At 40.2% G+C, this 22,379-nt stretch carries 20 protein-coding genes and 1 tRNA gene; 17 read left to right on the top strand and 4 right to left on the bottom strand.

All coding sequences use genetic code 11. The features are described 5' to 3' along the window. Window positions 1-177: 177 nt before the first annotated feature. Window positions 178-414, bottom strand: coding sequence for a hypothetical protein (locus tag CRO25_RS00005; protein WP_079694249.1), 237 nt, complete (start codon window positions 412-414; stop codon window positions 178-180). A 207-nt stretch (window positions 415-621) separates the two neighbouring features. Here CRO25_RS00005 and CRO25_RS00010 point away from each other — a divergent pair, with 207 nt between their 5' ends. From CRO25_RS00010 to CRO25_RS00045, 7 genes are all read left to right on the top strand, one after another. Beyond that, entirely contained in the window at window positions 622-1,071 is a 450-nt protein-coding gene (locus CRO25_RS00010) for a general stress protein (RefSeq protein WP_079694248.1), read from the top strand. A gap of 236 nt (window positions 1,072-1,307) precedes the next feature. After that, window positions 1,308-1,393: transfer RNA gene (locus CRO25_RS00015), tRNA-Leu, on the top strand. Window positions 1,394-1,988: 595 nt separating this feature from the next. Then, window positions 1,989-3,188 carry an ABC-three component system protein gene (locus tag CRO25_RS00025; RefSeq protein ID WP_143806512.1) on the top strand — a complete coding sequence of 400 codons (1,200 nt, stop codon included), beginning with the start codon at window positions 1,989-1,991 and terminating at the stop codon, window positions 3,186-3,188. Then, window positions 3,185-3,700 (top strand): three component ABC system middle component, encoded by a 516-nt coding sequence (locus tag CRO25_RS00030; protein ID WP_079694245.1) that lies wholly within the window; start codon window positions 3,185-3,187, stop codon window positions 3,698-3,700. The genes CRO25_RS00025 and CRO25_RS00030 overlap by 4 nt, the downstream gene beginning before the upstream one ends. Then, window positions 3,663-5,612: a DUF3732 domain-containing protein gene (locus CRO25_RS00035; RefSeq protein WP_079694244.1), complete on the top strand. Its 1,950-nt coding sequence runs from the start codon at window positions 3,663-3,665 to the stop codon at window positions 5,610-5,612. Before CRO25_RS00030 ends, CRO25_RS00035 begins: the two co-directional genes overlap by 38 nt. 13 nt (window positions 5,613-5,625) lie before the next feature. After that, the gene (locus tag CRO25_RS00040) at window positions 5,626-6,921 is read left to right on the top strand and encodes an AAA family ATPase (protein WP_079694243.1); all 1,296 of its coding nucleotides are present in this window, start codon (window positions 5,626-5,628) and stop codon (window positions 6,919-6,921) included. A gap of 12 nt (window positions 6,922-6,933) precedes the next feature. After that, window positions 6,934-7,896: a DUF4435 domain-containing protein gene (locus CRO25_RS00045; RefSeq protein WP_079694242.1), complete on the top strand. Its 963-nt coding sequence runs from the start codon at window positions 6,934-6,936 to the stop codon at window positions 7,894-7,896. Between the two features lie 157 nt (window positions 7,897-8,053). Here CRO25_RS00045 and CRO25_RS34225 read toward each other — a convergent pair whose 3' ends face one another. Beyond that, on the bottom strand, window positions 8,054-8,320 hold the full coding sequence (locus CRO25_RS34225; protein WP_079694241.1) for a helix-turn-helix transcriptional regulator: 267 nt from the start codon (window positions 8,318-8,320) through the stop codon (window positions 8,054-8,056). Window positions 8,321-8,563: 243 nt separating this feature from the next. On the opposite strand from CRO25_RS34225, the gene CRO25_RS00055 reads away from it, so the two are divergent. Next, window positions 8,564-10,102, top strand: a complete 1,539-nt coding sequence (locus CRO25_RS00055; protein WP_079694240.1) for a hypothetical protein — start codon at window positions 8,564-8,566, stop codon at window positions 10,100-10,102. A gap of 771 nt (window positions 10,103-10,873) precedes the next feature. Further along, window positions 10,874-13,795 (top strand): insulinase family protein, encoded by a 2,922-nt coding sequence (locus CRO25_RS00065; protein ID WP_079694239.1) that lies wholly within the window; start codon window positions 10,874-10,876, stop codon window positions 13,793-13,795. A gap of 153 nt (window positions 13,796-13,948) precedes the next feature. On the opposite strand, the gene CRO25_RS00070 is transcribed toward CRO25_RS00065, so the two are convergent. Next, a complete protein-coding gene (locus CRO25_RS00070; RefSeq protein ID WP_072735384.1) occupies window positions 13,949-14,656 on the bottom strand; it encodes a helix-turn-helix domain-containing protein in 708 nt (235 codons plus the stop codon). Between the two features lie 247 nt (window positions 14,657-14,903). Between CRO25_RS00070 and CRO25_RS00075 the strand changes: the two genes are divergently transcribed. The 5 genes from CRO25_RS00075 (at window position 14,904) to CRO25_RS33655 (ending at window position 18,556) form a co-directional block, all read left to right on the top strand. Next, a complete protein-coding gene (locus tag CRO25_RS00075; RefSeq protein ID WP_079694238.1) occupies window positions 14,904-16,124 on the top strand; it encodes a MalY/PatB family protein in 1,221 nt (406 codons plus the stop codon). A gap of 274 nt (window positions 16,125-16,398) precedes the next feature. Further along, on the top strand, window positions 16,399-17,067 hold the full coding sequence (ung, locus tag CRO25_RS00080; protein WP_079694309.1) for a uracil-DNA glycosylase: 669 nt from the start codon (window positions 16,399-16,401) through the stop codon (window positions 17,065-17,067). Between the two features lie 14 nt (window positions 17,068-17,081). Beyond that, window positions 17,082-17,507: a hypothetical protein gene (locus tag CRO25_RS00085; RefSeq protein ID WP_125477324.1), complete on the top strand. Its 426-nt coding sequence runs from the start codon at window positions 17,082-17,084 to the stop codon at window positions 17,505-17,507. Window positions 17,508-17,741: 234 nt separating this feature from the next. After that, window positions 17,742-18,326, top strand: a complete 585-nt coding sequence (locus CRO25_RS00090; RefSeq protein ID WP_072735382.1) for a TIGR00730 family Rossman fold protein — start codon at window positions 17,742-17,744, stop codon at window positions 18,324-18,326. Between the two features lie 98 nt (window positions 18,327-18,424). Continuing rightward, window positions 18,425-18,556, top strand: coding sequence for a YjcZ family sporulation protein (locus CRO25_RS33655; protein WP_211754062.1), 132 nt, complete (start codon window positions 18,425-18,427; stop codon window positions 18,554-18,556). A gap of 171 nt (window positions 18,557-18,727) precedes the next feature. Here the strand turns inward: CRO25_RS33655 and CRO25_RS32965 are convergent, their stop codons facing one another. After that, the gene (locus CRO25_RS32965; RefSeq protein ID WP_072735381.1) at window positions 18,728-18,922 is read right to left on the bottom strand and encodes a hypothetical protein; all 195 of its coding nucleotides are present in this window, start codon (window positions 18,920-18,922) and stop codon (window positions 18,728-18,730) included. Window positions 18,923-19,280: 358 nt separating this feature from the next. Here CRO25_RS32965 and CRO25_RS00100 point away from each other — a divergent pair, with 358 nt between their 5' ends. The 3 genes from CRO25_RS00100 (at window position 19,281) to CRO25_RS00110 (ending at window position 22,341) form a co-directional block, all read left to right on the top strand. Then, the gene (locus tag CRO25_RS00100) at window positions 19,281-20,018 is read left to right on the top strand and encodes a glycerophosphodiester phosphodiesterase (protein WP_063565537.1); all 738 of its coding nucleotides are present in this window, start codon (window positions 19,281-19,283) and stop codon (window positions 20,016-20,018) included. Window positions 20,019-20,251: 233 nt separating this feature from the next. Beyond that, the gene (locus CRO25_RS00105; protein WP_063565538.1) at window positions 20,252-21,307 is read left to right on the top strand and encodes an iron ABC transporter permease; all 1,056 of its coding nucleotides are present in this window, start codon (window positions 20,252-20,254) and stop codon (window positions 21,305-21,307) included. A 2-nt stretch (window positions 21,308-21,309) separates the two neighbouring features. After that, window positions 21,310-22,341, top strand: coding sequence for an iron ABC transporter permease (locus CRO25_RS00110; RefSeq protein ID WP_024631187.1), 1,032 nt, complete (start codon window positions 21,310-21,312; stop codon window positions 22,339-22,341). The last annotated feature ends 38 nt before the right edge of the window (window positions 22,342-22,379 follow it).

The raw sequence follows: 22,379 nt of genomic DNA on the forward strand, positions 1-22,379 counted from the left end.
AAGTCAAAATTAAAAGGCATGAGCCCGGTACAATACCGAATTCATGCCATACAGGTTGCATAAAAATATTTGTCTAACTTTAAGGGGTCACTTCACGATACGTCTGGTTTTATTTTATGAAGGGCGAAATAAACACGTCTAGTTCACGTATAAATACATGAAGTACTTGTTCCCTGTTTACAGATCAGCCGCACACAACTGCATTCCACTTAAATGATGAGAGCGAATGCTTAACAGACGTGTGACTTGTTCTACTTCGTCGAATGGAATCCACAGGCTTCCGTGAACTGTCCGTAAGGAGAGAATGGAAGCATCGGCTGTACGTTCCGGAAATCCAGTTACCGTTTGTCCACTTGTATTACGAACGATAATTTGTTGTTTGCGTCGAATGGCAATTTCTACCTCTTTTTTCATATGTCATTGCTCCTGGTTATGGAATAGTAATTCGATATGTCAATAATTTCAATGGTTAATTTGTCTTCTTTATCTAGTCTATCAGAACTAGGTATAGATTTCCAGATCAGAAATTAAATTTTACATAGGTGAAAGGACTTATTATATGATATCCGTTTTTGAAGAAGCAACCAGGGTTATATAAGGGTAAAAGGAGGGGGAAGTATAATGACACAATTGCTGATCGGACTCGTACGCACGGAGAATGAAGCCATTATCATGTTAAATAAATTGAAAGAGGAAGGTATAGCAGATAAATATTTGGGTGCGGTAGCCAAAGAACAGGTTAATCTCGAAGTGGTAAGCGAGAAGACTGGTTTGCCTATGCCTCTGAAGGGCGCAGGAACAGACGGTGCACTAGGCGTGCTTAAAGGGGTGCTTGCTGGTCTGGGCAAGCGGATGGATCAGACGATGTCCATCGGAAAAGCGGTACGCAAACTTGCAGGCAACGAGATTGGAAATGAGACGGATGATCTGGTGCTTACCTTAACAGAAGCAGGGGTCTCTGAAGAAGATGCTAATTACTATGAAGATTGGCTGGTGCAGGGGCATATCCTGGTGGTTGTGGAATGCAGCGAGGAAGAGGCAGCCCGAATTGCACCTATTCTTCTTTTTTAGTTTAATTTAAGCCTGATTTTAGGTTTCTTTAATGTTGGGGAGGTATTCTTATTTCACACCTCCCTTAATATAGATGGTTTAAAGAAAGTTCGGGACCGCAACTCGAACTTTCTAGGCACTGCTCGCTAACGCTGGCAGTGCCTGTTTCATTTTTTTGGATAATTTTATATTAAGGTATTGCAAAGCTATAAATTTCATGGTAAGATATTTCTTGTCGCCAAGAAATACATACCCATGCCGGGGTGGCGGAATTGGCAGACGCACAGGACTTAAAATCCTGCGGTAGGTGACTACCGTACCGGTTCGATCCCGGTCCTCGGCATCCTAAGAACAAGGGTTTCAGCTCGTTAGAGCTGGAACCCTTGTTTCTTTTTAAGATGGTTTGCTAAATTTTAGGTCGCTGGATTCTTTTTCTAAAAACCTCTTTACGACTACTTTTTTGCCGTACTTTACTCGAACCTCATTAATTGAGATTGTCTTCTCTTCGAAATTGATGCAATCCCACTTTAACCCAAGAGCCTCAGAACGTCGGAGTCCGTAATGAGCTTCGATATATACTACCGTCATCTTTGTGCCAATGTATGAGATCATGGTGTTTTTTTTCTTGGCTCTTTAACCGTAGGGAAACACTCGGAAAGTTCTTAAGCAAAATATTTTGTTGTGTTATCATTACTTTTCCTCAATGATTTAGACTCTTGTTCTTTGACCTTGTGCATATTTTTCCTCCTGATTTTTTCTGATTGTCATTTGAATAATATAGATTTCAAAATTTGAAGTTTACGACATATTTATATTGTCTCCTTAAATAGAACGTTTGTTTGGAAGGAGATGGTAGAATATTGGCGAATTATGTATTTTGACTCACTTATTTTTGTGTCTAATGGTAGTTCAAAATATAATTACTGGTTCTTTAGGAGGTGACTAACCTGTCAACAAGTATTCACTCTGCTCAAGCCCCTTACTTAGGTTATCGCTTTGAGCCATTTTATGCTCTTATTGTGTTATGGAATGAATCAAGAGATGATTTGGATGAGGTTTACATAGAAGCTGATGATGATATTGCTTTGAAGACAAAAGATACTACAAAATTATATCAGTTAAAACATTCAACAAATCGTCCTTCTTCACTTACACTAAAAAATGAAGGTTTTTGGAAAACAATAAGAATTTGGTCTAAATTTGCTTCTCTTGACAAGTATGAGTTGTTTTTTGTCACGAATGATACTATTTCTGCTGATAATCCATTAGCAAAATTGATAAACGGTGAAGGACAAAGACAAAATATTGTTGATTTGATGACTGAGGAAGCACAACGAGTGATTGATATACGAGAGAAAGCGATATTAGCTAAGGATGCAACCCTACCGTATGAGACAAAGATACATGGGTGCCAATCTTTTATGGAGTTATCACCGGGGAATCGACTTTCCTTAATAGATAAAATAACAATCCGACCAAATAACTTCCATATTTTTCAGGTTTATAACGAAGTTGTTAAAAAATTGGAGTCTATGGTAGGAATTAATTTGAGGCCGAAAATAGCCGACCGATTACTGGAGTGGTGGGACATGAGATCATTGAATCCTAAAGAGCCCATTCGTAAGGATGAATTATTATTTCAATTGCAAAGTCTAATGGGGCAGTTTCAGGATAATAACCTCCCCGATGATTTTTCTAAGCAAACACCTATAAGTCTTGAACCTGAACTAGGTGGCTTTATGGAAAAACAAATTGACCTTGTTAATGGAGGATTCAGCCGAAAAAAACGTGCTGCACTTGCCAGATGGCGAGCTAGAAATCAAAGAGAAAAGTGGATTACAGATGACATTTTAAATGTTTTTGAACTTGAAGAGTACGATAGTGTTTTACTTGAAGCTTGGTCCGATAAACATGGACCTATGCAGGATGACTTAGTGGAAGAGCCCGAAACCCTTTGCAAGAAGAAAGGATTAGAATTGTTAGAATGGGTACATTCCGATGCCCATTTACATATAAATCCAATTAGAAGCGAATGGAAACAGCACTTTTTAATTCACGGTTCATATCAACAGATGGCTGAGGAGTTAAAGGTGGGATGGCACCCGAAATTTAAAGAAATGCTGAGAGATGAATCATGATCTCTACGGATATATATACAATTACTAATCCAGCACTAGGTTCATTTGTCTTGTGGTCTTTTTTACAGGGATATGATAGCAAAAATAAAAAGGGTTGTCCGTATATTTTACTTTTTCTTCCGCTTCCTATGGTGCTGTCAGAAAACATACGTAATGACTTTAGAGGGACTAATTCAGCTACGGGATTATATACTTGGGTTTCTCGAAATCAAAAATCATTACTGCGTCTTAGTGAGAAAGTGGAAAAGACAAGTTCAATCTCAAAAGAAGCTGTTATGTTTGGAGTGGAAAATAAAATTTTACAGTTTCAAGATGACGGTACTTTAATTGCGATTAATAAAGGACTCATCATGAAAAAAATGAATAGTCTCTCTGACGAACTTAAAGAAATAGCATCAGCTTCAAGAAAACTGGGTAAATGGATGTCTGAAATGGAGTCTTCATCAAGTATTTTAATTAGTCTGGGGTTATTTTATGAAAAGATGGAACATTCAGAAAGTCTTTCTCTATAGTCATGATAATAGACGAAGTGAAATAACTTTTGATTTAGAGAAGGTAAATATAATTACTGGGGATTCACAGACGGGAAAATCCGCCTTACCAGAGATTATCGATTATGTTTTGGGTTCGAGCGAGTGTCATATTCCTTCATATGTAAGGAGAAGTGTCTCTTGGGTTGGAATACTTTGGATAAAAAATGAAACTGAGTTTGCAATTTTTAGAAAAGTTCCACGTGCACCTCAAAAATCTTCTGTTACTATGCACTCTTTAAAGGGGAAAAACTTGAACATCCCGGATACAGCAGATAATATTCCGGGATTAACTAATTTGGAGGGAGCTCTTGGGCAGTTTGAACGTCTCTTAGGAATTGGAGATGTAAAAAGTGAGAGTTATGATAGCGCTAGAGATAGTAAAACAATTAGCTTGAGAAGCGCAGTTCCATATTTGTTGCAAGATGATAATATCATTATAAATAAAACCATACTGATTCGTGGAACTGAGGATTATCAGAAACGGCAGACGATTATTGATGCCTTACCTTACTATCTTGGGTTGATTAATGAAGAAACAATGGCCAAAGAAGTTGAGTTAAAGAATCTGCAAAAAGAGCTTCGCCGTTTAGAAAAAAATAGCTCTGAGGATGAACGAATATCAAGTAGTTTAAAAGCCAATACATTTTTATATGAAGCTGCGGAGCTTGGTTTAAGTTTATTACCTAATTTTGGGATGTCTGAGGTACAGATCAACAAAATGCTTGAAGAGGTCATTAAATGGACACCATTGTCACCAATCACAGAAGCAGAAGACACCCTATCATCTTTGTATGATCAGCTTTCACAATCTCAGAGTGAAATTATTTCCATAAAAAGACGCATTAATTATGCAAGAAAATCTATTGATGCAGCTTCACATTTTAAGAATACAACGCGTAGTCAAAAACAGAGACTTGAAATAATTAATGTTTTTAAGAATCCTGTTGAGTCAGAGTCCTGTCCTCTATGTGATCAAGCTTTGGAGAGAAAAAACGAATCCATTAAACAAATTAATGAATCTGTTAAGAAGGTTCGCTCAGATATAAGTTCCATTGAAAAAGAACGACCTAAGCTTGATGAATACGTTAATTGGTTGAAGGAATCTCTTGCTGTTGAAGAAGAAAAAATAAGTTTTATTCAAGCTGAGATTTCAGCTCTCATCAAAGATAATGATTCTTACGAATTGGGGTTAGGGCTAAATGACCGAAGAAATCGGTTGATTGGGAAAATAGAATTGTACTTAAATTCTGTGGATAAAGTTGCAACAAAAAAAGCTCAGGGATTCAAAACAAATATCCCTAGATTAAAACAAAAAATTGACTCTCTAGTCGAAGAACTTAATATTGATGCAAGAAAAGAGGCTCTTGAAAATGCCGAAAGAAGGATCGCTGATATTGCAAAAACAATTATATCAGAATTACCATTTGAGCAAAGATATAGGGATAATCCTCTTTATTTAAATTTGAGAGATTTTAAAGCAGGTGTATCCCTTCCTTCTCGTATAGAGTACATGAGAGATGTAGGATCAGATGAAAATTACTTAAGTCTGCACGTATCTATACTTCTCGCTCTGCATAGACACTTTTTTGAGAGGGATCGTCCTGTTCCTGGGGTTTTACTGATCGATCAACTTAGCCGTCCATATTTTCCTTCTGATAAGGAGCCTTCAATTGTTGAAATAGCTGATGAAGAAATGGACAGGGATAGGGAGGCGCTCTTACAGTATTTTGACCTCCTTTTTAAAGAAGTTGAACGTGGAGAATCATTGCAGATTATTGTTATTGAACATGCATATTTTAATAATTATCCTGAATATGTTAACGCGGTAAAGAAGAAATGGAAAAAAGGGATTGACGGTTTGATTCCGTTAGGATGGCCCGAAATTGACTAAGGAGTGACTTTTCTTGTATAAAATTATAAAAATAGAAATAGAAGGTTTTAAATCTCCGAGTAGAAATCTTACAATTGAATTCTCAAAAGAACCTGTTTCAATTATATTTGGAGAAAATGGTTGTGGAAAAACAACTCTATTGAGGATAATACATGCGATAATATCTCAAAATAGCTCTATTTTGTATAATGAAAATGTGGAAAAAATTGATTTATACTACACTTTTGGTAATCCTGAAAATATAAAAAAAGTGACAGTCAAAAAAAAAGAAGAATTGGATATACAAACGACTACTGAATCTAGCCAAATAAGTTTTGATTTAGATAGCTATGATTGGAGCGAATTTTTAAAACCAGAATTTAAAGAAGCGTCTTCGATTTTATTTGGCACAAATCGCGGTATTAGCTCATCTAGCATAAATATTAATCCAGATATTATTATGGAGTTCTTAGATAGAAGTAATTTTTATAGAGATTTTAGAGGTAGATCAAGAATAACTTCATTTGCTTTTGAGTTATCGGATTTTTTGAGACGTGACATAAGACGAAAAGGCGCAACTTCAGATAGAAATATTAATTTAAGAGAGAAGCATCTTGAATTAAATAATATTAACATGGAATCAATTGAACGAATACTGATTGAACGATACAGGCTAGCAAAGAAAGTTACTAATGAACGAGTTCAAAAGGCTCTATTTGATACTTTATCCGTGGCTTTAAGTGTGGATAGTAATGAAATTGGAAGAACTGGAATTCCGGAAGAAGAGTCCAAAATGATTATTGCTCATAAGGAGAGACTAATTGAGGCTCTCTCCTCCTCACCCGAAAATGCTCTTCGCGACCAATTAATAAAAGTATTGAAAAGTGAAAAGGACTTTTCTCGATTGAACAATTCACTTCTTCCCAGTCTTCTATTAAAGATGACCCTTGAGTTACAAAGTGAGAAGACGATATTAAATTCAATTGATGTTTTGGAAAAAGTATTCAACGATCATGTTAGAAAAAATGAAAAAAAGCTAGTGGTTACTTATGAAGGAGTCTATATTCAATTCTCAGAGAATAGACACAGTTTGAGTGAACTTTCAAGCGGGGAAAAACATCTACTTACGTTACTTACGTTATTTATAATTGAGGGTAATCAACGTAACTTTATTATGATAGATGAACCTGAGATATCCCTCAATATTAAATGGCAAAGGAAGCTACTAATGTTACTTAATGAGTTAGCCCCAGATTCTCAAATTATAGTCGCTTCACATAGCCCTTCTCTTTCGGTTAAAAACACAAAATTTCTTGTAGAAATGGATTAGGAGATACTATTAATGAAATTTGAGATTGACGAAATAATAATATCAGCGATAATGACAAAAGTGCCTGTTATTTTGGTTGAAGGATATGACGATATTCAATTTTATGAAAAATTATGTGTTGATGTTCAAAAAGATATAGAGGTCTATGCTGTTGAAGTTTTTGAGGGTTATGGAGAAGGTTGTGATTCAGTGATTAAGGCTCTTGAGATGCAGCAAGAGAATATAAACAATGATTCTCGTATTCTTGAAAACTTCTTAGGGATTATTGACAGAGATTGTAGACACTATCGCCAAGAAATTCCATATGATCTAAAAGGCTTATTTGTTTTAAACCATTATTCATTTGAATCTCATTTTGTTAATGAGAATGCTATTCAGTATATTCTACCTCAAGTTACATCGGTCAATATAAAGCTGATAAATTCAGATGTCATAAAATATTTAATGGAAAAATTCATATCCACACAACCACAACTCTATTATCTTACTTTGGAAGCTATAAAAAACGCTTGTGTAAAAGGTTATGAATCTGTATTGGGGTTCTCAAAAGAAGATAAAAAGATCGCTGATAACAATTCTAGAGATTACCTCTATAGAAGAGTATTTGAAAAAAAAGAAGACCTGGATTTATTTGCATCACAAAATGCTATAAATTTTAATGATATTTATAGCATTGTTAAAGGGAAATGGTTACTTCATACTTTTGCGAATAATGTTTTAGAAAGAATGAGAACATTACCTGAAGCATGTATACTAGGCAGAATAAAAAAATGTCAGTTCTGTAGTACAGGTAAACATGAGAAATGTCTTTGGAGGCTCAAAGAGAAATATAATAAATATACTTACCAACAAGTAGCACAAATGTTTTTGAATTATTACGATGAAAATCAACTTTCATACATTAAGGCCAGATTGAATTTATTGGGTAAAAGTAACTCTATTGATCCTATACAAGAGTCCAGGAAAATAAGTTAACATGCTGTAATATTTTAATTGAGATATTCTCTCCTTCACTTGCTTTTATTTTTGAGTGCTATAAATGAACAAAAACGGATACAGAAATATCCAGTTGGAGTCAAGCTAATTAAAAATGTTGACGCACAACGTCAAAAGTTAGACCCTTCTGGCTCAATTAGAACTTCCAACAAGCATTTCTTGATTCTAGCGGGGTAAGAATCTGCATGGATTGGATACTTACTCCTTTCTTCGGATTTGAGTGTAAAAGTAAATCAAGTAAGGTTACTTCGAGAGCTAGCGCTATCTTCTCCAAATTTTTTATCGGATTCTTCTCTCCGCGTTCGATCTGGCTGATGTAGGAGGTGTTTACTCCTGCATTCAAAGCCAGCTGTTCCTGGCTCTGTCCTTTACCAGTTCGCAGAATTCGGATGCTTTCTTCGATAAAATTCGATGTTGTTCAATTCCAAGATAAGCCCTGATGTAACTGAGTAAATCGGAAATTCAATATTGGAGTTCACCTTAAATCCCACTCTATGTGGTATGTGGGATGACTGTTTTTGTCCGTTATTTAACCCGTGGACAAGCTACTGATTAACCGCTAAAGGAGATTACGCGAAACTCTATATATCATTTTTCAAAAATATAGTGATGATTACATTTTTGGTCATACTGAGGGGTTGTTTATATGAGTAGTGAGGATCAAAAACAGTTTGAAAATAACATAGAGTTGTATATGGGCAGAAGGAATATATTTAAAAATAGATTATCATATTTGATACAAGGTGTTTTTGTTGAATTTGAAAAAAGATTTGATGATGCTTCACGAAAAATAACAGCGGAGACCGATATACATCATGAGTTAGATATACTTGATACTTCTTTAAAACTGATATTTAAGCATTGTCGTGATTCATGTAGAAAAGACCCTGATTTATTGAAAAAATTGAATGGTTATTTTGAAGATGTAAAAACTTATAATAACATTAAAAATTATTATATCTTAAGCTGTAATGGAAAAGCTGAATTGTTAATAAAAGATAACTATGTAAAATTCAATTATAATCAAACTAATTATGCGTTAGAGGCTTTAAATCTATATAATAAACTTAACAGAAATCAAAATAATAACAAAAAACTTCCTGAAAGATTGAGCTTTAAAAAAGGTGATAGTGACCCTCTCAGGGAGACATATAATTTTCTTCGTTATTCTTATTTTAAAAAACTTCGAGAATTTAATAATACACTTGATTTTATAAATTATAGTCTAGAAGATTTTTATGATGTATATCTAAGTATATACGCGTATGTATTATTTATTAGACATTTAAATCAGTTTGAAAAAATATATAACCCCATGTATATTGATTGCGAAAAATTAATTGAGAAAATAAGTATATTAACAAATATGTCTTTGGACAAAATTGAACTTATTGTAAGTGATTTAACGTTTAAGCCAGATCAAAGACTTGATGTGATCTGTACCCCTTTAATTGAAATATTGGATATAAATCATAAAAAGAGCTATATTACTTCAAATGGATTATTTTTATATAGTAATATTGAGAGGAATGCATTTGTTTTATTAGACAATAAATATAAAATTAGCGATAAAAATTTTAAAGAAAAGTCGCTCATTAACGAACTTGTTGAAATGCTCAAATCGTATGAAAATATTAGTTGTAAATTTAATATAAAAATCCCCAAAGAAACTTCAAATGATAACTTGACAGACATAGATATGGTTTTATACGACAGCAATAGCAATGCAATCATAGTTTTTGAATTAAAAAATTTTTCACGAGCAGATACAGTTGCAGAACATCTAAATGTACAAGGGCGTAAAAATGATGAAGGTATAAATAAGGGGTTTTCTCAAATTTCAAAAATTAGTGAATATTATTATAGAAATTCTAATGAATTTTTAAAAAAATGTTTTGGGTTAAAAAGTATACCAAATAACTTAACAATATGTTTTATGGTGGTTTCAAAAAATAATCTAGGATCACGTGTTCATGGAAATTATAAAATCCTAGATACAATCAATTTTAAAAATCTGCTAACAAGGTACAAAGGAAACTTGTTTAACTTAATACAAGAAGTAAACTCAGAGGCATTACTTCCTAAATTAAATGATGATTATTGGTGTGAAGAACAAGTAGTAGATTTTGCAGGATATAAAATCACATATCCCATTTTAAAATTAAAACACAAGCACTTTGTATAGTGAAATAAAGTTATATCTGTACATGCCAAAACCGCTTAGAACCGTGGCTCAATAGACTTCGGGTCTTGATTTTCCTTATCTTCTAATCCTGTAAAATACCCGAAATTTTGATTGACATTTACACCGTTGACTGGATTCTTCCATATTCATTAATGTTAGGTGTTTTGGTTATATATTTCATTGGGTGCTAGGATGCAGGAATGGAAAATTTAGGGCCTTTGCCCACTAGTAGCGATGAGGTACATCTTTTTACAAAAGGAGCAGAAGCAAAAGGCTTTTGAATCGAGTGTTTGCTAACATTCTTGCTAACATGGTTGCATATCCCCATCCCTGAACGTAGAAGTGTTTTGAAAAAAAATTCTTTAACCCGCGTGATTAAAGGACTTATGTAAGATCTTTCTTTGATGTAGATAAGCGGCAAAAGCAGCTACTTCAGGACTTAAAATCCTGCGGTAGGTGACTACCGTACCGGTTCGATCCCGGTCCTCGGCATCTTAAGAAAAGATCGCATGACACATGTTAAACAAGTTGTTCATGCGATTTTTTTTTGTTTGGAAATTTTAATTTTTATGATTTTCTGCTGTACCATTCAGTTCATAAACATTAAAAAACGATAATACATATCAGATGACATCTGTGGTGCTGCCCGTTAGGAAGACATGCAACGATAGTGTATACTATCCATAGGCATAAATTACCTTTAACTTTGAATTTGAATAACTCAAGGTTGCATAACAAACTAAACAATTTTATGGACGGAGGACTCGACCCATGTTGAAACAGCTTAAGCCCTATAAGGTGCTGCAGGAACGCAGAATCGAAGAGTTGAAGTCAGATGCGTATCTCCTGGAACATCAGAAATCCGGAGCCAAAATTGTACTCTTATCTAATCAGGATGATAATAAAGTGTTCAGTATCGGTTTCCGTACTCCTCCGGAAGACAATACAGGTGTAGCTCACATTCTGGAACATTCCGTACTGTGTGGCTCCAAGAAATTTCCGGCCAAGGATTCCTTTGTTGAATTGCTGAAGGGTTCTCTTAATACATTTCTGAATGCGATGACATATCCCGATAAAACAATCTATCCGATTGCAAGTCGAAATGATCATGACTTCCATAACCTGATGGATATTTATCTGGATGCGGTACTCCACACGAATATTTATGATAATGAAAAAATATTTCTGCAGGAGGGTTGGAATTACAACCTGACCTCAGCTGAAGATGAGTTAACCTATAACGGCGTTGTATATAACGAGATGAAGGGTGCTTTTTCTTCACCGGAACGGATTGTACGCAGGGAAGTTCTGAATTCACTTTTCCCGGATACTACATATTCCTGTGAATCAGGCGGATTTCCCGATGCCATTCCCGATCTGACGTATCAAGGCTTGCTGGATTTCCACTCCAGATACTATCATCCGTCCAACAGCTTCATTTATTTGTATGGGGATATGGATATGGAAGAGAAATTGCAGTGGTTAGATGAGAACTATCTGAGTGAATATGATCGAATTGAGATTGATTCTGCCATTCAGCTCCAGCCTGCATTCGGACAAAGAGTGGACGCAGTCAAGACATATTCTGCCGGAAGTACTGAATCAGAAGTGGATAACAGTTTTTTGACCTATAATGCGGTCATTGGAACAAGTCTGGACAAGGAATTAAACATATCGTTTCAAATTTTGCTGTACGCATTGCTTAACGCTCCAGGAGCGGTTCTGAAGCAGGCTTTGTTGGATAAGGGCATTGCGAAAGATGTATATGGTACGTATGATGACAGCCTGTATCAGCCCGTGTTCACCGTTGGATTGAAGAAGAGCAATCTGGCGAGCAAAGAAGATTTTCTGGGGACGGTAAAAGAGGTGCTTGAGCGTGTTGTGAAGGAAGGTTTTGATCCAAAAGCGCTGCTCGCAGGTATCAATTCCTATGAGTTCAACCACCGTGAAGCGGATTATGGAAGAATGCCCAAAGGATTAATCTACGGTTTCTCCTCATTGCAAAGCTGGCTGTATGATGTCGAAGCGCCATTTACTCATTTGGAAGCGAATGACGTATTCGCCGAGCTCAGAACGAAGATGACCGAGGGTTACTTTGAGAAGTTGATTGAGACGTATTTACTGCAAAATACACATACTTCTTTCGTTGCTGTCACGCCGGATAAAGGATTGAACGCACGCAAAGAGGAGGCGCTGAAAGCACATCTGAAATCAGTTCAGGCTGGACTGAGTCAGGAAGAGATTCAGCAACTCATTCAGAGAACCGAGGCTCTTGCCGAGTACCAGAATGCACCATCAACCAAGGAACAACAGCAGGTCATTCCGACGTTGTCGATAGAGGATATTGAACCGAAAGCATCGACGCTGTATCAGACGGTAAATCAGGTCGAAGGTACAACGGTACTGCACCATAATATCTATACGAATGGGATCGGTTATCTGAGACTGTTGTTCGATATTAAGGAAGTCCCACGGCGTTTGCTGCCGTATGTTGGATTGCTGAAAAGTGTGCTCGGTTACGTCGACACTCAGAATTTCTCATTTAATGAATTGTCGAATGAGATTCACATTCATTCCGGGGGAATTCATAGTGGCATCGGTACGTATGCGAACGCGCATGAGCACCGTGATTTCAAGGCTACGTATGAATTCAACGCCAAAGTACTCTATGACAAACTTGGATTTGCTTTTGACATGATCAAGGAAATTGTGTTTACGTCCAAATTTGATGATTCGAAGCGTTTATACGAAATTATTACCCAGTTGAAAGGCAACTTGCAGCGCAATCTGATCAGCGGAGGGCATTCAGCGGGAATTGGCCGTTCGACCTCTAAACACTCGGCTGTCGCAGACTTCAGGGAAGCGGTTAGTGGCATCGCCTTTTACCAGTGGCTTGAGGAGCTTCAGGCGAACTTTGAGGCTAGAAAAGAAGAACTGTCGACCAGCCTTCAATCGTTGACTAGCTTTATTTTCAGACCGGAAAACTTGCTGGTGAGTTACACTGCGGATGATCAGGGGTATGCGGGCTTGGAGAAACAGGTATCCGATTTGAAAGCGAAGCTGTTCACCCAGGACGTTGCCAAAGAAAAAGAGGCATTTACACCTGTGCATCACAAAGAAGGATTCAGATCTCCATCTGAAGTCCAATATGTCGTTCAAACAGGTAATTTTATCGATAAAGGGTATTCGTACACCGGCTCGCTGCGTGTCTTGCAGGGGATTCTATCTCTGGATTACTTGTGGAATAATATCAGAGCCAAGGGCGGAGCATACGGCTGCATGTCAGGTTTCAGACGTAACGGAGACAGCTATGTAGCATCGTACCGCGACCCGAATCTCGAAAAAACATACAAAGTTTATGAAGAGATGCCTCAATACCTGAAGGATTTCAAAGCAGATAAACGGGAAATGACAAGATATATCATTGGAGCCATCCAGGACCTCGATACACCAAGGACCCCTTATGGCGAAGGATCATTCTCTCTGGAATGTTATCTGTCTAATGTCACCGAAGCCGATCTTCAGAAAGAACGGGATGAAGTGCTAAGCACAACAGAAAGTGACATTATAGGTTTTGCCGAAGTGGTATCCGCCATATTGGAACAGCAGCAACGCTGTGTTATCGGTAATGAAAACAAGATTGAAGACCAGAAGCAATTATTTGACGAAACTCTTGATTTGATCAAGAACTAATCGAATAATACATCAAAGTCGAAGTGTGAAGTAATAAACATCTGATCCCAAAGGGCGCTTTTATGAGCTGTAATAGCTTATAACTGCCGCCCTTTTCTTGTTATATAGGGGTTATTTCCCAATCAATCTGATCCATCAGCTTCTGTTGAAAATTTAGGTGACGGCGAGCATATTATAGATCTTTAACGTACGCAGATCTTCTTTAGACATTTTTAGCTCGTTATATAACTCCTGATTCTCAGGCAAGGGCGTTCGAGAGAATAGCATTTTTAAAGCGATGGGCATAAAGGGACGGAAGGATACACCTGCCATCAAACCCCACTTTTTCTCGGATTCCTGAAAAGATGCCAGAATGTTAATATACAGATTCTCCAGCGGTGTAGCCTGATTTTTCAGAATCAGCGTGGTGAGTGTGTCGTAATGCTCGGTGTGGCCCCAATACATATTTTCGCATTCCTGATAATTTTCAAAATTCTTGACGTTCATATACATCACGGTTCGATAACGATTCGCGTCCGACTGTGCCATCATGTCAATGACACAACGAATGAGGCTGTTATTGCGCCCGTCATAAAAATACGAATAAAACCGCGTGGAATTTTTGAAAAAGCTGGACGGTACCGTATTCATAAGAGGAGAGGCTTGCTTGGGTTCAATATACAGCAGCTGCTCCACCTGAATGTTCAATGAATCAGCAATTTGATGCAGCGTAACCACATCAAGTGTAATATCACCGCTCTCATATTTGGACAGAGTAGCTTTACTTTTGTGAATCTGATCCGCCAGCTGCTGGACCGTTAACCCTTTCCATTTGCGAAAATTACGGATTTTCTTGCCCACTTCTTTGTTGATGGTGTTCATATCGGATCTCCTTCTGTTAAGTTTCTTAAGAATATGAGAAAAGGTGAAACCCCTTGGTAAAATCAATCTATACGAAAAATATAACACTTTTTTCATGAAAATACCTATTATGACGAAACATTAAGATGGATTTGTTTCTTCTGAATAGATTGTATTGCGTTTGATGTAACTTCTAAGCCATGAAATAATGTGTCTAACAGAACCTCATCCCAGGATGGAGAACAGAGAGAAAGAGGCGCAGAAGGCTATGAAGTATGATTTCGATGAGATTATTGATCGCACAGGAACCAATGCCATGAATACGGATGGTTTCCGTCAATATATTTTTAATGCAACAGAAGATATGAAATTTCCCTTTAAGGATGAAGAATTTATTCGCATGTGGATTGCAGATATGGAGTTTGCCACACCTCCCGAAATACGGGAAGCAGTTAAGGAGCGTTTGGACCGTAAAATTATGGGGTACTCCCAGGTGTTCGATCCGGCATACTACGAAGCTGTCTCCAACTGGATGAACAGATACTATGACTGGTCCTTCCCCAAGGAGCATCTGGAGACATCACATGGGATCATTCCTGCTCTATATGAATTAGTTGAATATATTTGCAAGCCGAATGAGAAGGTGCTGATTTTGACGCCCTCCTATGGTTATTTTAAATCGGCTGCGGAGCATAATCATATTGAACTAGTTTGCTCAGATTTGATCAACGAGCAGGGACATTATTCAATAGACTTTGCAGATTTTGAAGCCAAAGCCAGTGATGAACAAGTTACGTTATGTATTTTTTGCAATCCGCATAATCCGTCTGGACGCGTATGGACAACAGAAGAGTTACAACGTGTGGGTGAGATCTGTCTGAGCCATAACGTGTGGGTAATCTCGGATGAAATTCACTGTGACTTGCTGCGTACAGGTAAGAAGCATACGCCTCTTGCCAAGCTGTTCCTGGATACGGATCGAATCATTACCTGTATGTCTCCAAGCAAAACGTTCAATATGGCGGGCCTAATGTTCTCCAATGTGATTATTGCAAATGAAGGACTCCGAACGATCTGGCAGAAACGGCATTATGGGTTCAAAAATCCGCTGAGCATTGCAGCGACTCAAGCGGCTTACGAACATGGCGACGAATGGCTAAAACAGTTGAAAACGTATCTTGATGACAATTTTGCCTTTGTGGATCAATATGTGAAGCGTTATCTGCCACAGGCGGTATTTCATATTCCGGAAGCTACGTATCTGGCATGGATTGATATTACGGCATATGTCCCCGCAAATGTAAACCTGCCTTTATTTTTCGCTGAACAAGCGGGGGTATTACTTGAAGATGGACATATGTTTGTAGCTAATGGAGGCGGGTGTATCCGTCTAAACTTGGCATGTCCGCGTTCGGTTCTTGAAGAGGGACTCAGAAGAATAAGCACTCTATTGGTCAATAAAGATGAGGGCGTACCCGTTCAAGTCTGATTAAGTTATCTATAAACAAGGTACTGGATTGCTTTAACTCTGTTGTACAGATTCAGAGCGCATCAATTTACAACGATAGATATTCCATGCTCGGTCTGAAGTAACGTTAGTTATAGAGGCAACCCTATCCCCTGATGTACACTTCTGGTCTGCTGTCCCCGGTTATGTTAAAATGGTGGATAGTCTATGAGTCGTAGGATACGGCTCACGCAGGTGGCAGTTCGTTATGTGGACTGCACGGATATGTATTCATCAGGGAAAGGAGCCTTTACATATGTTTGGAAATGATTGGGACTCTGTACTTCAGGAAGAGACTGAAGCCGAGTATTTCAACAACATTCGTTATGCACTCGCCGCCGAGTATAAAACACAGACCATCTTTCCACCCAAGGAAGATTTGTTCTCGGCTCTTAAACTGACCCCGTATCATAAGGTCAAAGCCGTTATTATCGGTCAGGACCCTTATCACGGAGCGGGTCAGGCTCAGGGATTAAGTTTCTCGGTCAGACCGGGGGTGCGCGTTCCTCCTTCTTTGAAAAATATATATAAGGAGCTTCACGCGGATCTGGGTCTGCCGATTCCGAATCACGGATCGCTGGTTCATTGGGCAGAGCAGGGCGTGCTGCTGCTTAATGCGGTTCTGACGGTACGGGAAGGGCAGCCGAACTCCCATCAGGGACTGGGATGGCAGACGTTTACAGACGCTGTCATCCGGGCATTGAATGAACGTTCAGAACCGATGGTATTTATGCTTTGGGGCAGTCATGCCCAGAAGAAAGGGGCATTCATTAACCGGGATAAACATCTGGTGTTGGAGTCTACGCATCCAAGTCCGCTTGCAGCACATCGTGGCTACCTGGGCAGTCGTCCTTTTTCCAAAGCCAATGAATTTTTGACCTCCAAAGGTATTGAACCGATTGATTGGACGATACCGGAAAACTAGACAAACGGGGGGCGATGGCATTGCGACATTGGGTAGGACGGAAAGTAGCCGTATATCGTGCAACCGGCATACGAGAGCCACTGAAAGGAACACTGGTCGAGTGGGATGAAGAAGCGGATTGTGTACGAATCGGACCCAAGCGGATCAAGGTATCGTTCGACAATATCGCAATGATCCGGCCTCTGCCTGAAGAGAGCCTTCCCTTGAAAAAAGCGCGATCCGAGGTGCATAAGGTTGGATATGTGATGAAAAAGGCCGTACAATTTGAAAATGCCATCTATTTTAAATCACAGGTTATGATTTGGCGTCGGGCCAAAATTGTAGCATTATCCACAACGATTATACGTCATGATGATGATCAGGTTGAGCTTGCAGACGGCCGGATTCTTCGTAAGGACAAGCATATGTTTGTGGTGCGCTCACGGCGTGGAATACGATAAGTCGGTTGATATTTAATATTCATTTCATGCAAAGATCATATGGATTTAATGTTTGGCCTTTATAGTAAACAGTAACAACCCCTTCTAAATGATGTGTACTAATTATGGGAGCCCGACCGGCTGCAAACGGTCGGGTGTTTTTTTTATTCACTTGAGTATGATGAGTGATGTAACATAGTATTTACATTCATGTTATACACTAATGAAATAGATCATGAGAAGGAGTGAAACCCATTGAAACGTATATGTGTTTTTGCAGGCTCCAACCCGGGAAATCACCCCGATTACACACAGCAGGCTATTAAATTGGGTAAACAGATCGCCGATAGCGGGTACGCACTCGTCTATGGAGGGTCATGTATGGGATTAATGGGTGCAGTCGCGGATGCTGCTCTGGAGCAGGGTGGAGAAGTAATTGGTGTCATGCCGACTGGCTTGTTCCGGGGAGAGGTCGTACATGGAGGTCTTACGCAGCTGATTGAAGTGGGAACGATGCATGAACGCAAGGCAACGATGGCCGAGCTGTCCGACGGATTTGTGGCTCTTCCTGGTGGTATGGGTACATTTGAAGAACTATTTGAGGTTCTTTGCTGGGCACAAATTGGCATTCATCGTAAACCCGTTGGTTTGTTAAATGTAAACGGATATTACGAGCCGTTGATGAAAATGGTTGAGCATAGCGTGCATGAAGGATTTTCCAATACCTCACATCTCAGTCTATGGAGTCTGGAATCTGATCCGGCTGAACTATTGAATCGGATGTCATCCTATATTCCGGCACAGTTGACCCAGAAGTGGTCACAGCTTCAGGATAAATAACTACCCGCTCCAGCGGAAAACTTTCCGATGTGCCCAAGCAAGTTCCCTCCCCAAACATAGTCTATAGTGTACTTTCTTAAAAGAGGGGAGTGTCACTCATGAGCGAAATCAAAGGCACAGGATACGGTTACGGATACGGCGGCTTTGGTGGTGGAGCATGGACATCAACAGGCGCGATTCTAGTGTTGTTCATCCTGCTCGTTATCATCTCTCGTACATTCGTTCTGTAATTCGAGCAGCCATTCCGGGACGGTGACATAATCGCCGGGGCAACGCCCGATGAAGAAATGGCCTTTCCAAAGAGGCGCCGGTACGGTCGGCGTCTCAGGGGAACGGTTTTTTTCTGTCTGCAAAAAAAACTCCGCCTCTATGGAAAAGAGAGACAGAGTGGGCAAGGGGAGTTAGACCGTTACCTCAGTATCACCCGGCAAACTGAGTGTTCTCCAGGCAATGTATAGTCCAATTGCGGCTGCAATAAGAGCAAGGATGGCAGCGATAAAAGCCAACTTATCCAGTTGACTCTGTTCATCCAGAACGGATGATTGATTACTTGTTTTGTCGGGAACAGACAGCCCTCGAACGGATGCCTTTTTCATGTATTGGCGTGGTCTGGGGGGCGTTCTAGTTTTACTGCTGGGTTTGCCGGATCTGCTTTTGGCAGAAATTCTGGGCAAGGGAACTTTTTTGGAGGAAGATTTGGGAGATACAGATCTGTTCTTCGTTAGGGGTTTCAATGGGCGACCTCCTTACAGCGGAGTGCAGTTGTCTATGACTGATACTATATTATGTCTGCTTTACAGATTGAGTTCACAAAATGAGTGAATCCCCAGCCCTCCAAGATGTTGCCCTATACGCGGACGGATCATACAATTAAACGCTCTGTTAATACAGGTATGACAAACTGCGTTTATAGTGAGAATCATAGAGTTAATGTTGAACTCAGGAGGCGCTGGAATGAAAAGAATTGAAAATATCGCCCATAGGGGAGCATCTGCCGTATGCCCCGAGAATACGATGGTGGCGTTTGAACGCAGCTTGCAGCTTGGAGCGACAGGCATTGAAACGGATGTCCAGCTTTCCAGTGATGGTAGCCTGGTATTGATACATGATGAGACGTTAAGTCGTACTGCCGGAGCAGAAGGCTGGGTCAAGGATAAATCAGTTGAAGAATTACGTACTCTTGACGCAGGTGCTTGGTTCCATGCCGATTTTGCTGGAGAACGTATTCCATCTTTGGATGAATTATTTGATTTGGTTCGGGGGAAAGACATTCTACTTAACCTGGAATTGAAAAATGGTGTTATTAGTTATAAGGGAATGGAAGAAAAGTTGATACAAGCGATTCGGAATTGGGGCATGGAACAACAGGTCATTCTATCCAGCTTCAATCATGCCTCGTTAGTGAGGTGCAAACGTCTTGCCCCGGAAATTCGCACAGCAATTTTATATATGGAAAAGCTGTACCGCCCATATGATTATGCTGCCAAACTGGAAGCTTCTGCTCTGCATCCCTACAAGGTTGCTGTAACACGAGAAGAAGTTGCTGCTGCGTTGGCTCAGGGAATTGCAACACACCCGTTCACGGTGAATGATCCTGCCGAAATGCAGGAATTGATCGATATGGGTGTGAAGGGACTTATTACAGATGTGCCGGATGTGCTGGCAGCATTGACTGCTGTGCATAGTCGTTAAATCATATGTAAAACCAAGGTGCTGCATTGGAGTTCTTATACTCCATGCAGCTTTTTTTAGTACAAAAATTCATTTATGCAATAAACTTGTCCCATTTGTCCATTGCCAGAGACAGCTAGTTGACATACAATGATCTATGGGAATGAGAATCAATATCAGTTATGTATTAATAGAGAGGTGATTGTTATGTACATAGGATCTGTCTACATCACTCATAACAAGGGTGGGGACATATGAGTTCGAAAGTTTCACCGGCAAGTCAACCTACGGAATCACCGACAGCCAAAATACACACTCGTCCCTGGGCTGCCACATTGATCCTGACAGGGGGGATTCTGCTGCTCGCGCTGGGTATGGCGCTGTCCATTTCGTTTGGGGCTGCAGATATCAAGCTGGGCGTTGTATGGGAGGCAATCTTTAACTTTAATCCTGAACTGACTCCGCATCAGATTATATGGGAGATTCGGTTACCGCGTATTCTTGGCGGAGCAATGGTGGGTGCCTGCTTCGCAGTAGCCGGTGCCATTATGCAGGGGATGACCCGTAACCCGCTGGCAGATTCCGGTTTGCTCGGATTGAATGCTGGCGCAGGATTTGCGCTCGCTGTCTGCTTTGCCTTTTTCCCAGGCATGCCATATATGTATATCATTCTGTACTCCTTCGTTGGTGCAGGACTTGGGGTTCTGTTGGTCTATGGTTTCGGTGCAGCGTCCAAATCTGGACTTACACCTCTCCGGCTGGTTCTGGCGGGGGCGGCAGTGTCTGCGATGCTTTCAGCACTCAGTGAAGGGATTGCACTGTATTTCAAAATTGGACAAGACCTTGCTTTCTGGACAGCTGGCGGTGTCGCCGGGACGAAGTGGTCCCAGTTGGAAGTCATGTTCCCTTGGGTTTTAGCTGCGCTTATTGCAGGGATTATTATCTCCCGTTCCATTACGCTGCTTAGCTTGGGAGAAGATATCGCCGTTGGGTTGGGTCAACGTACTGGCCTGATCAAGCTGGTTGGTCTGATTGTTGTACTAATCCTCGCAGGTACGGCCGTATCCGTGGTGGGTGCTGTTGGTTTTGTAGGGCTAATCATTCCCCATCTCACACGTAAATTAGTTGGGGTCGATTATCGCTGGATTATTCCATGTTCCGCAGTGATGGGCAGTCTGCTGCTCGTATTCGCGGATCTGGCTGCACGTATGATTAACCCGCCATATGAGACGCCAATTGGCGCCTTGGTTGCCCTAATTGGGGTACCTTTCTTCCTCTATCTGGCGCGTAAAGAAAGGAGGACTCTGTAACGATGGAATCCTCAACTTTGGTTGGAGCAGAACGCAAAAAGAGAACAAAAAGCACCATTGTCATGATTGTGCTTGGTGCGTTGATTATTACAGCTTTTATTATCAGTATGAATACAGGGTTCACTCGGCTTTCTCCACTTGAGGTGATGCGGACCCTGTTTGGCGGTGGGACAGCTAAGCAGGAACTGATCTTGTTTGAATTCCGTTTGCCGCGTATCGTCATTTCGGTTCTGGTCGGTGCGGGACTTGCGCTATCCGGTTGTATTCTGCAGGGGGTATCCCGAAATCCTCTGGCTGATCCAGGGATTCTCGGTATCAACGCTGGTGCCGGATTGGTTGTTATGTTGTTTGTTTCCTTCTTCCCGACAACAACGGCGGCTCCGGTATTTTTGCTGCCAATCCTGGCCCTGATCGGTGCAACTTTTGCTGCATTTCTGATTTATGTGCTCTCTTACAAAAAGGGAGAAGGTCTCATGCCTACGCGCATGTTGCTTACAGGGATTGGTGTAGCGGCAGGAATCAGCTCAGCCATGATCGTACTAACACTTCGGCTTAGCCCGGAGAAGTATCAATTTGTGGCCACCTGGATGGCAGGTAGCATCTGGGGTTCCAACTGGAAATTCGTAACGGCGTTGCTGCCGTTTCTCATTGTCCTTGTGCCGCTTGTTCTGTATAAAGCCCGTGTGCTCAATGTACTGAACCTTGGCGACCAAACAGCAAGTGGTCTCGGCGCTCCGGTGGAACGCGAAAGACTGATCCTGCTGGCTGCAGCCGTGGGACTGGCCGGATCATGCGTATCCGTCAGTGGCGGCATTGGTTTTGTGGGTCTGATTGGTCCACATTTGGCACGTCGTCTCGTGGGACCAAAACATCAGTTCCTTTTGCCTGCATCCGCACTGGTAGGATCATTGCTTGTGCTTGTTGCAGATACGCTGGGACGCGTAATCTTGCAGCCTTCAGAGATTCCGGCAGGTATTCTGGTTGCCATCATTGGTGCCCCGTACTTCCTGTATCTCTTGAGCAAAACGAAATAGAAAGCAATCATTTGGTATGGTTGCTATAAGGAGGACTT

Source organism: Paenibacillus sp. RU5M (genome assembly GCF_900221055.1).
In the GTDB taxonomy this organism is placed as follows: Bacteria; Bacillota; Bacilli; order Paenibacillales; family Paenibacillaceae; genus Paenibacillus; species Paenibacillus marchantiae.

Excerpts from the sequence above, each read along its gene's own strand:
- CRO25_RS00065 (WP_079694239.1), top strand. The coding sequence starts at position 10,874 with ATGTTGAAACAGCTTAAGCCCTATAAGGTGCTGCAGGAACGCAGAATC.
- CRO25_RS00100 (WP_063565537.1), top strand. The coding sequence starts at position 19,281 with ATGAAAAGAATTGAAAATATCGCCCATAGGGGAGCATCTGCCGTATGC.
- CRO25_RS33655 (WP_211754062.1), top strand. The coding sequence starts at position 18,425 with ATGAGCGAAATCAAAGGCACAGGATACGGTTACGGATACGGCGGCTTT.
- CRO25_RS00085 (WP_125477324.1), top strand. The coding sequence starts at position 17,082 with ATGGCATTGCGACATTGGGTAGGACGGAAAGTAGCCGTATATCGTGCA.
- CRO25_RS00105 (WP_063565538.1), top strand. The coding sequence starts at position 20,252 with ATGAGTTCGAAAGTTTCACCGGCAAGTCAACCTACGGAATCACCGACA.
- CRO25_RS00055 (WP_079694240.1), top strand. The coding sequence starts at position 8,564 with ATGAGTAGTGAGGATCAAAAACAGTTTGAAAATAACATAGAGTTGTAT.
- CRO25_RS00070 (WP_072735384.1), bottom strand. The coding sequence starts at position 14,656 with ATGAACACCATCAACAAAGAAGTGGGCAAGAAAATCCGTAATTTTCGC.
- CRO25_RS00005 (WP_079694249.1), bottom strand. The coding sequence starts at position 414 with ATGAAAAAAGAGGTAGAAATTGCCATTCGACGCAAACAACAAATTATC.
- CRO25_RS00075 (WP_079694238.1), top strand. The coding sequence starts at position 14,904 with ATGAAGTATGATTTCGATGAGATTATTGATCGCACAGGAACCAATGCC.
- CRO25_RS00045 (WP_079694242.1), top strand. The coding sequence starts at position 6,934 with ATGAAATTTGAGATTGACGAAATAATAATATCAGCGATAATGACAAAA.
- CRO25_RS32965 (WP_072735381.1), bottom strand. The coding sequence starts at position 18,922 with ATGAAAAAGGCATCCGTTCGAGGGCTGTCTGTTCCCGACAAAACAAGT.
- CRO25_RS00110 (WP_024631187.1), top strand. The coding sequence starts at position 21,310 with ATGGAATCCTCAACTTTGGTTGGAGCAGAACGCAAAAAGAGAACAAAA.
- ung (WP_079694309.1), top strand. The coding sequence starts at position 16,399 with ATGTTTGGAAATGATTGGGACTCTGTACTTCAGGAAGAGACTGAAGCC.
- CRO25_RS00035 (WP_079694244.1), top strand. The coding sequence starts at position 3,663 with ATGAAAAGATGGAACATTCAGAAAGTCTTTCTCTATAGTCATGATAAT.
- CRO25_RS00010 (WP_079694248.1), top strand. The coding sequence starts at position 622 with ATGACACAATTGCTGATCGGACTCGTACGCACGGAGAATGAAGCCATT.
- CRO25_RS00030 (WP_079694245.1), top strand. The coding sequence starts at position 3,185 with ATGATCTCTACGGATATATATACAATTACTAATCCAGCACTAGGTTCA.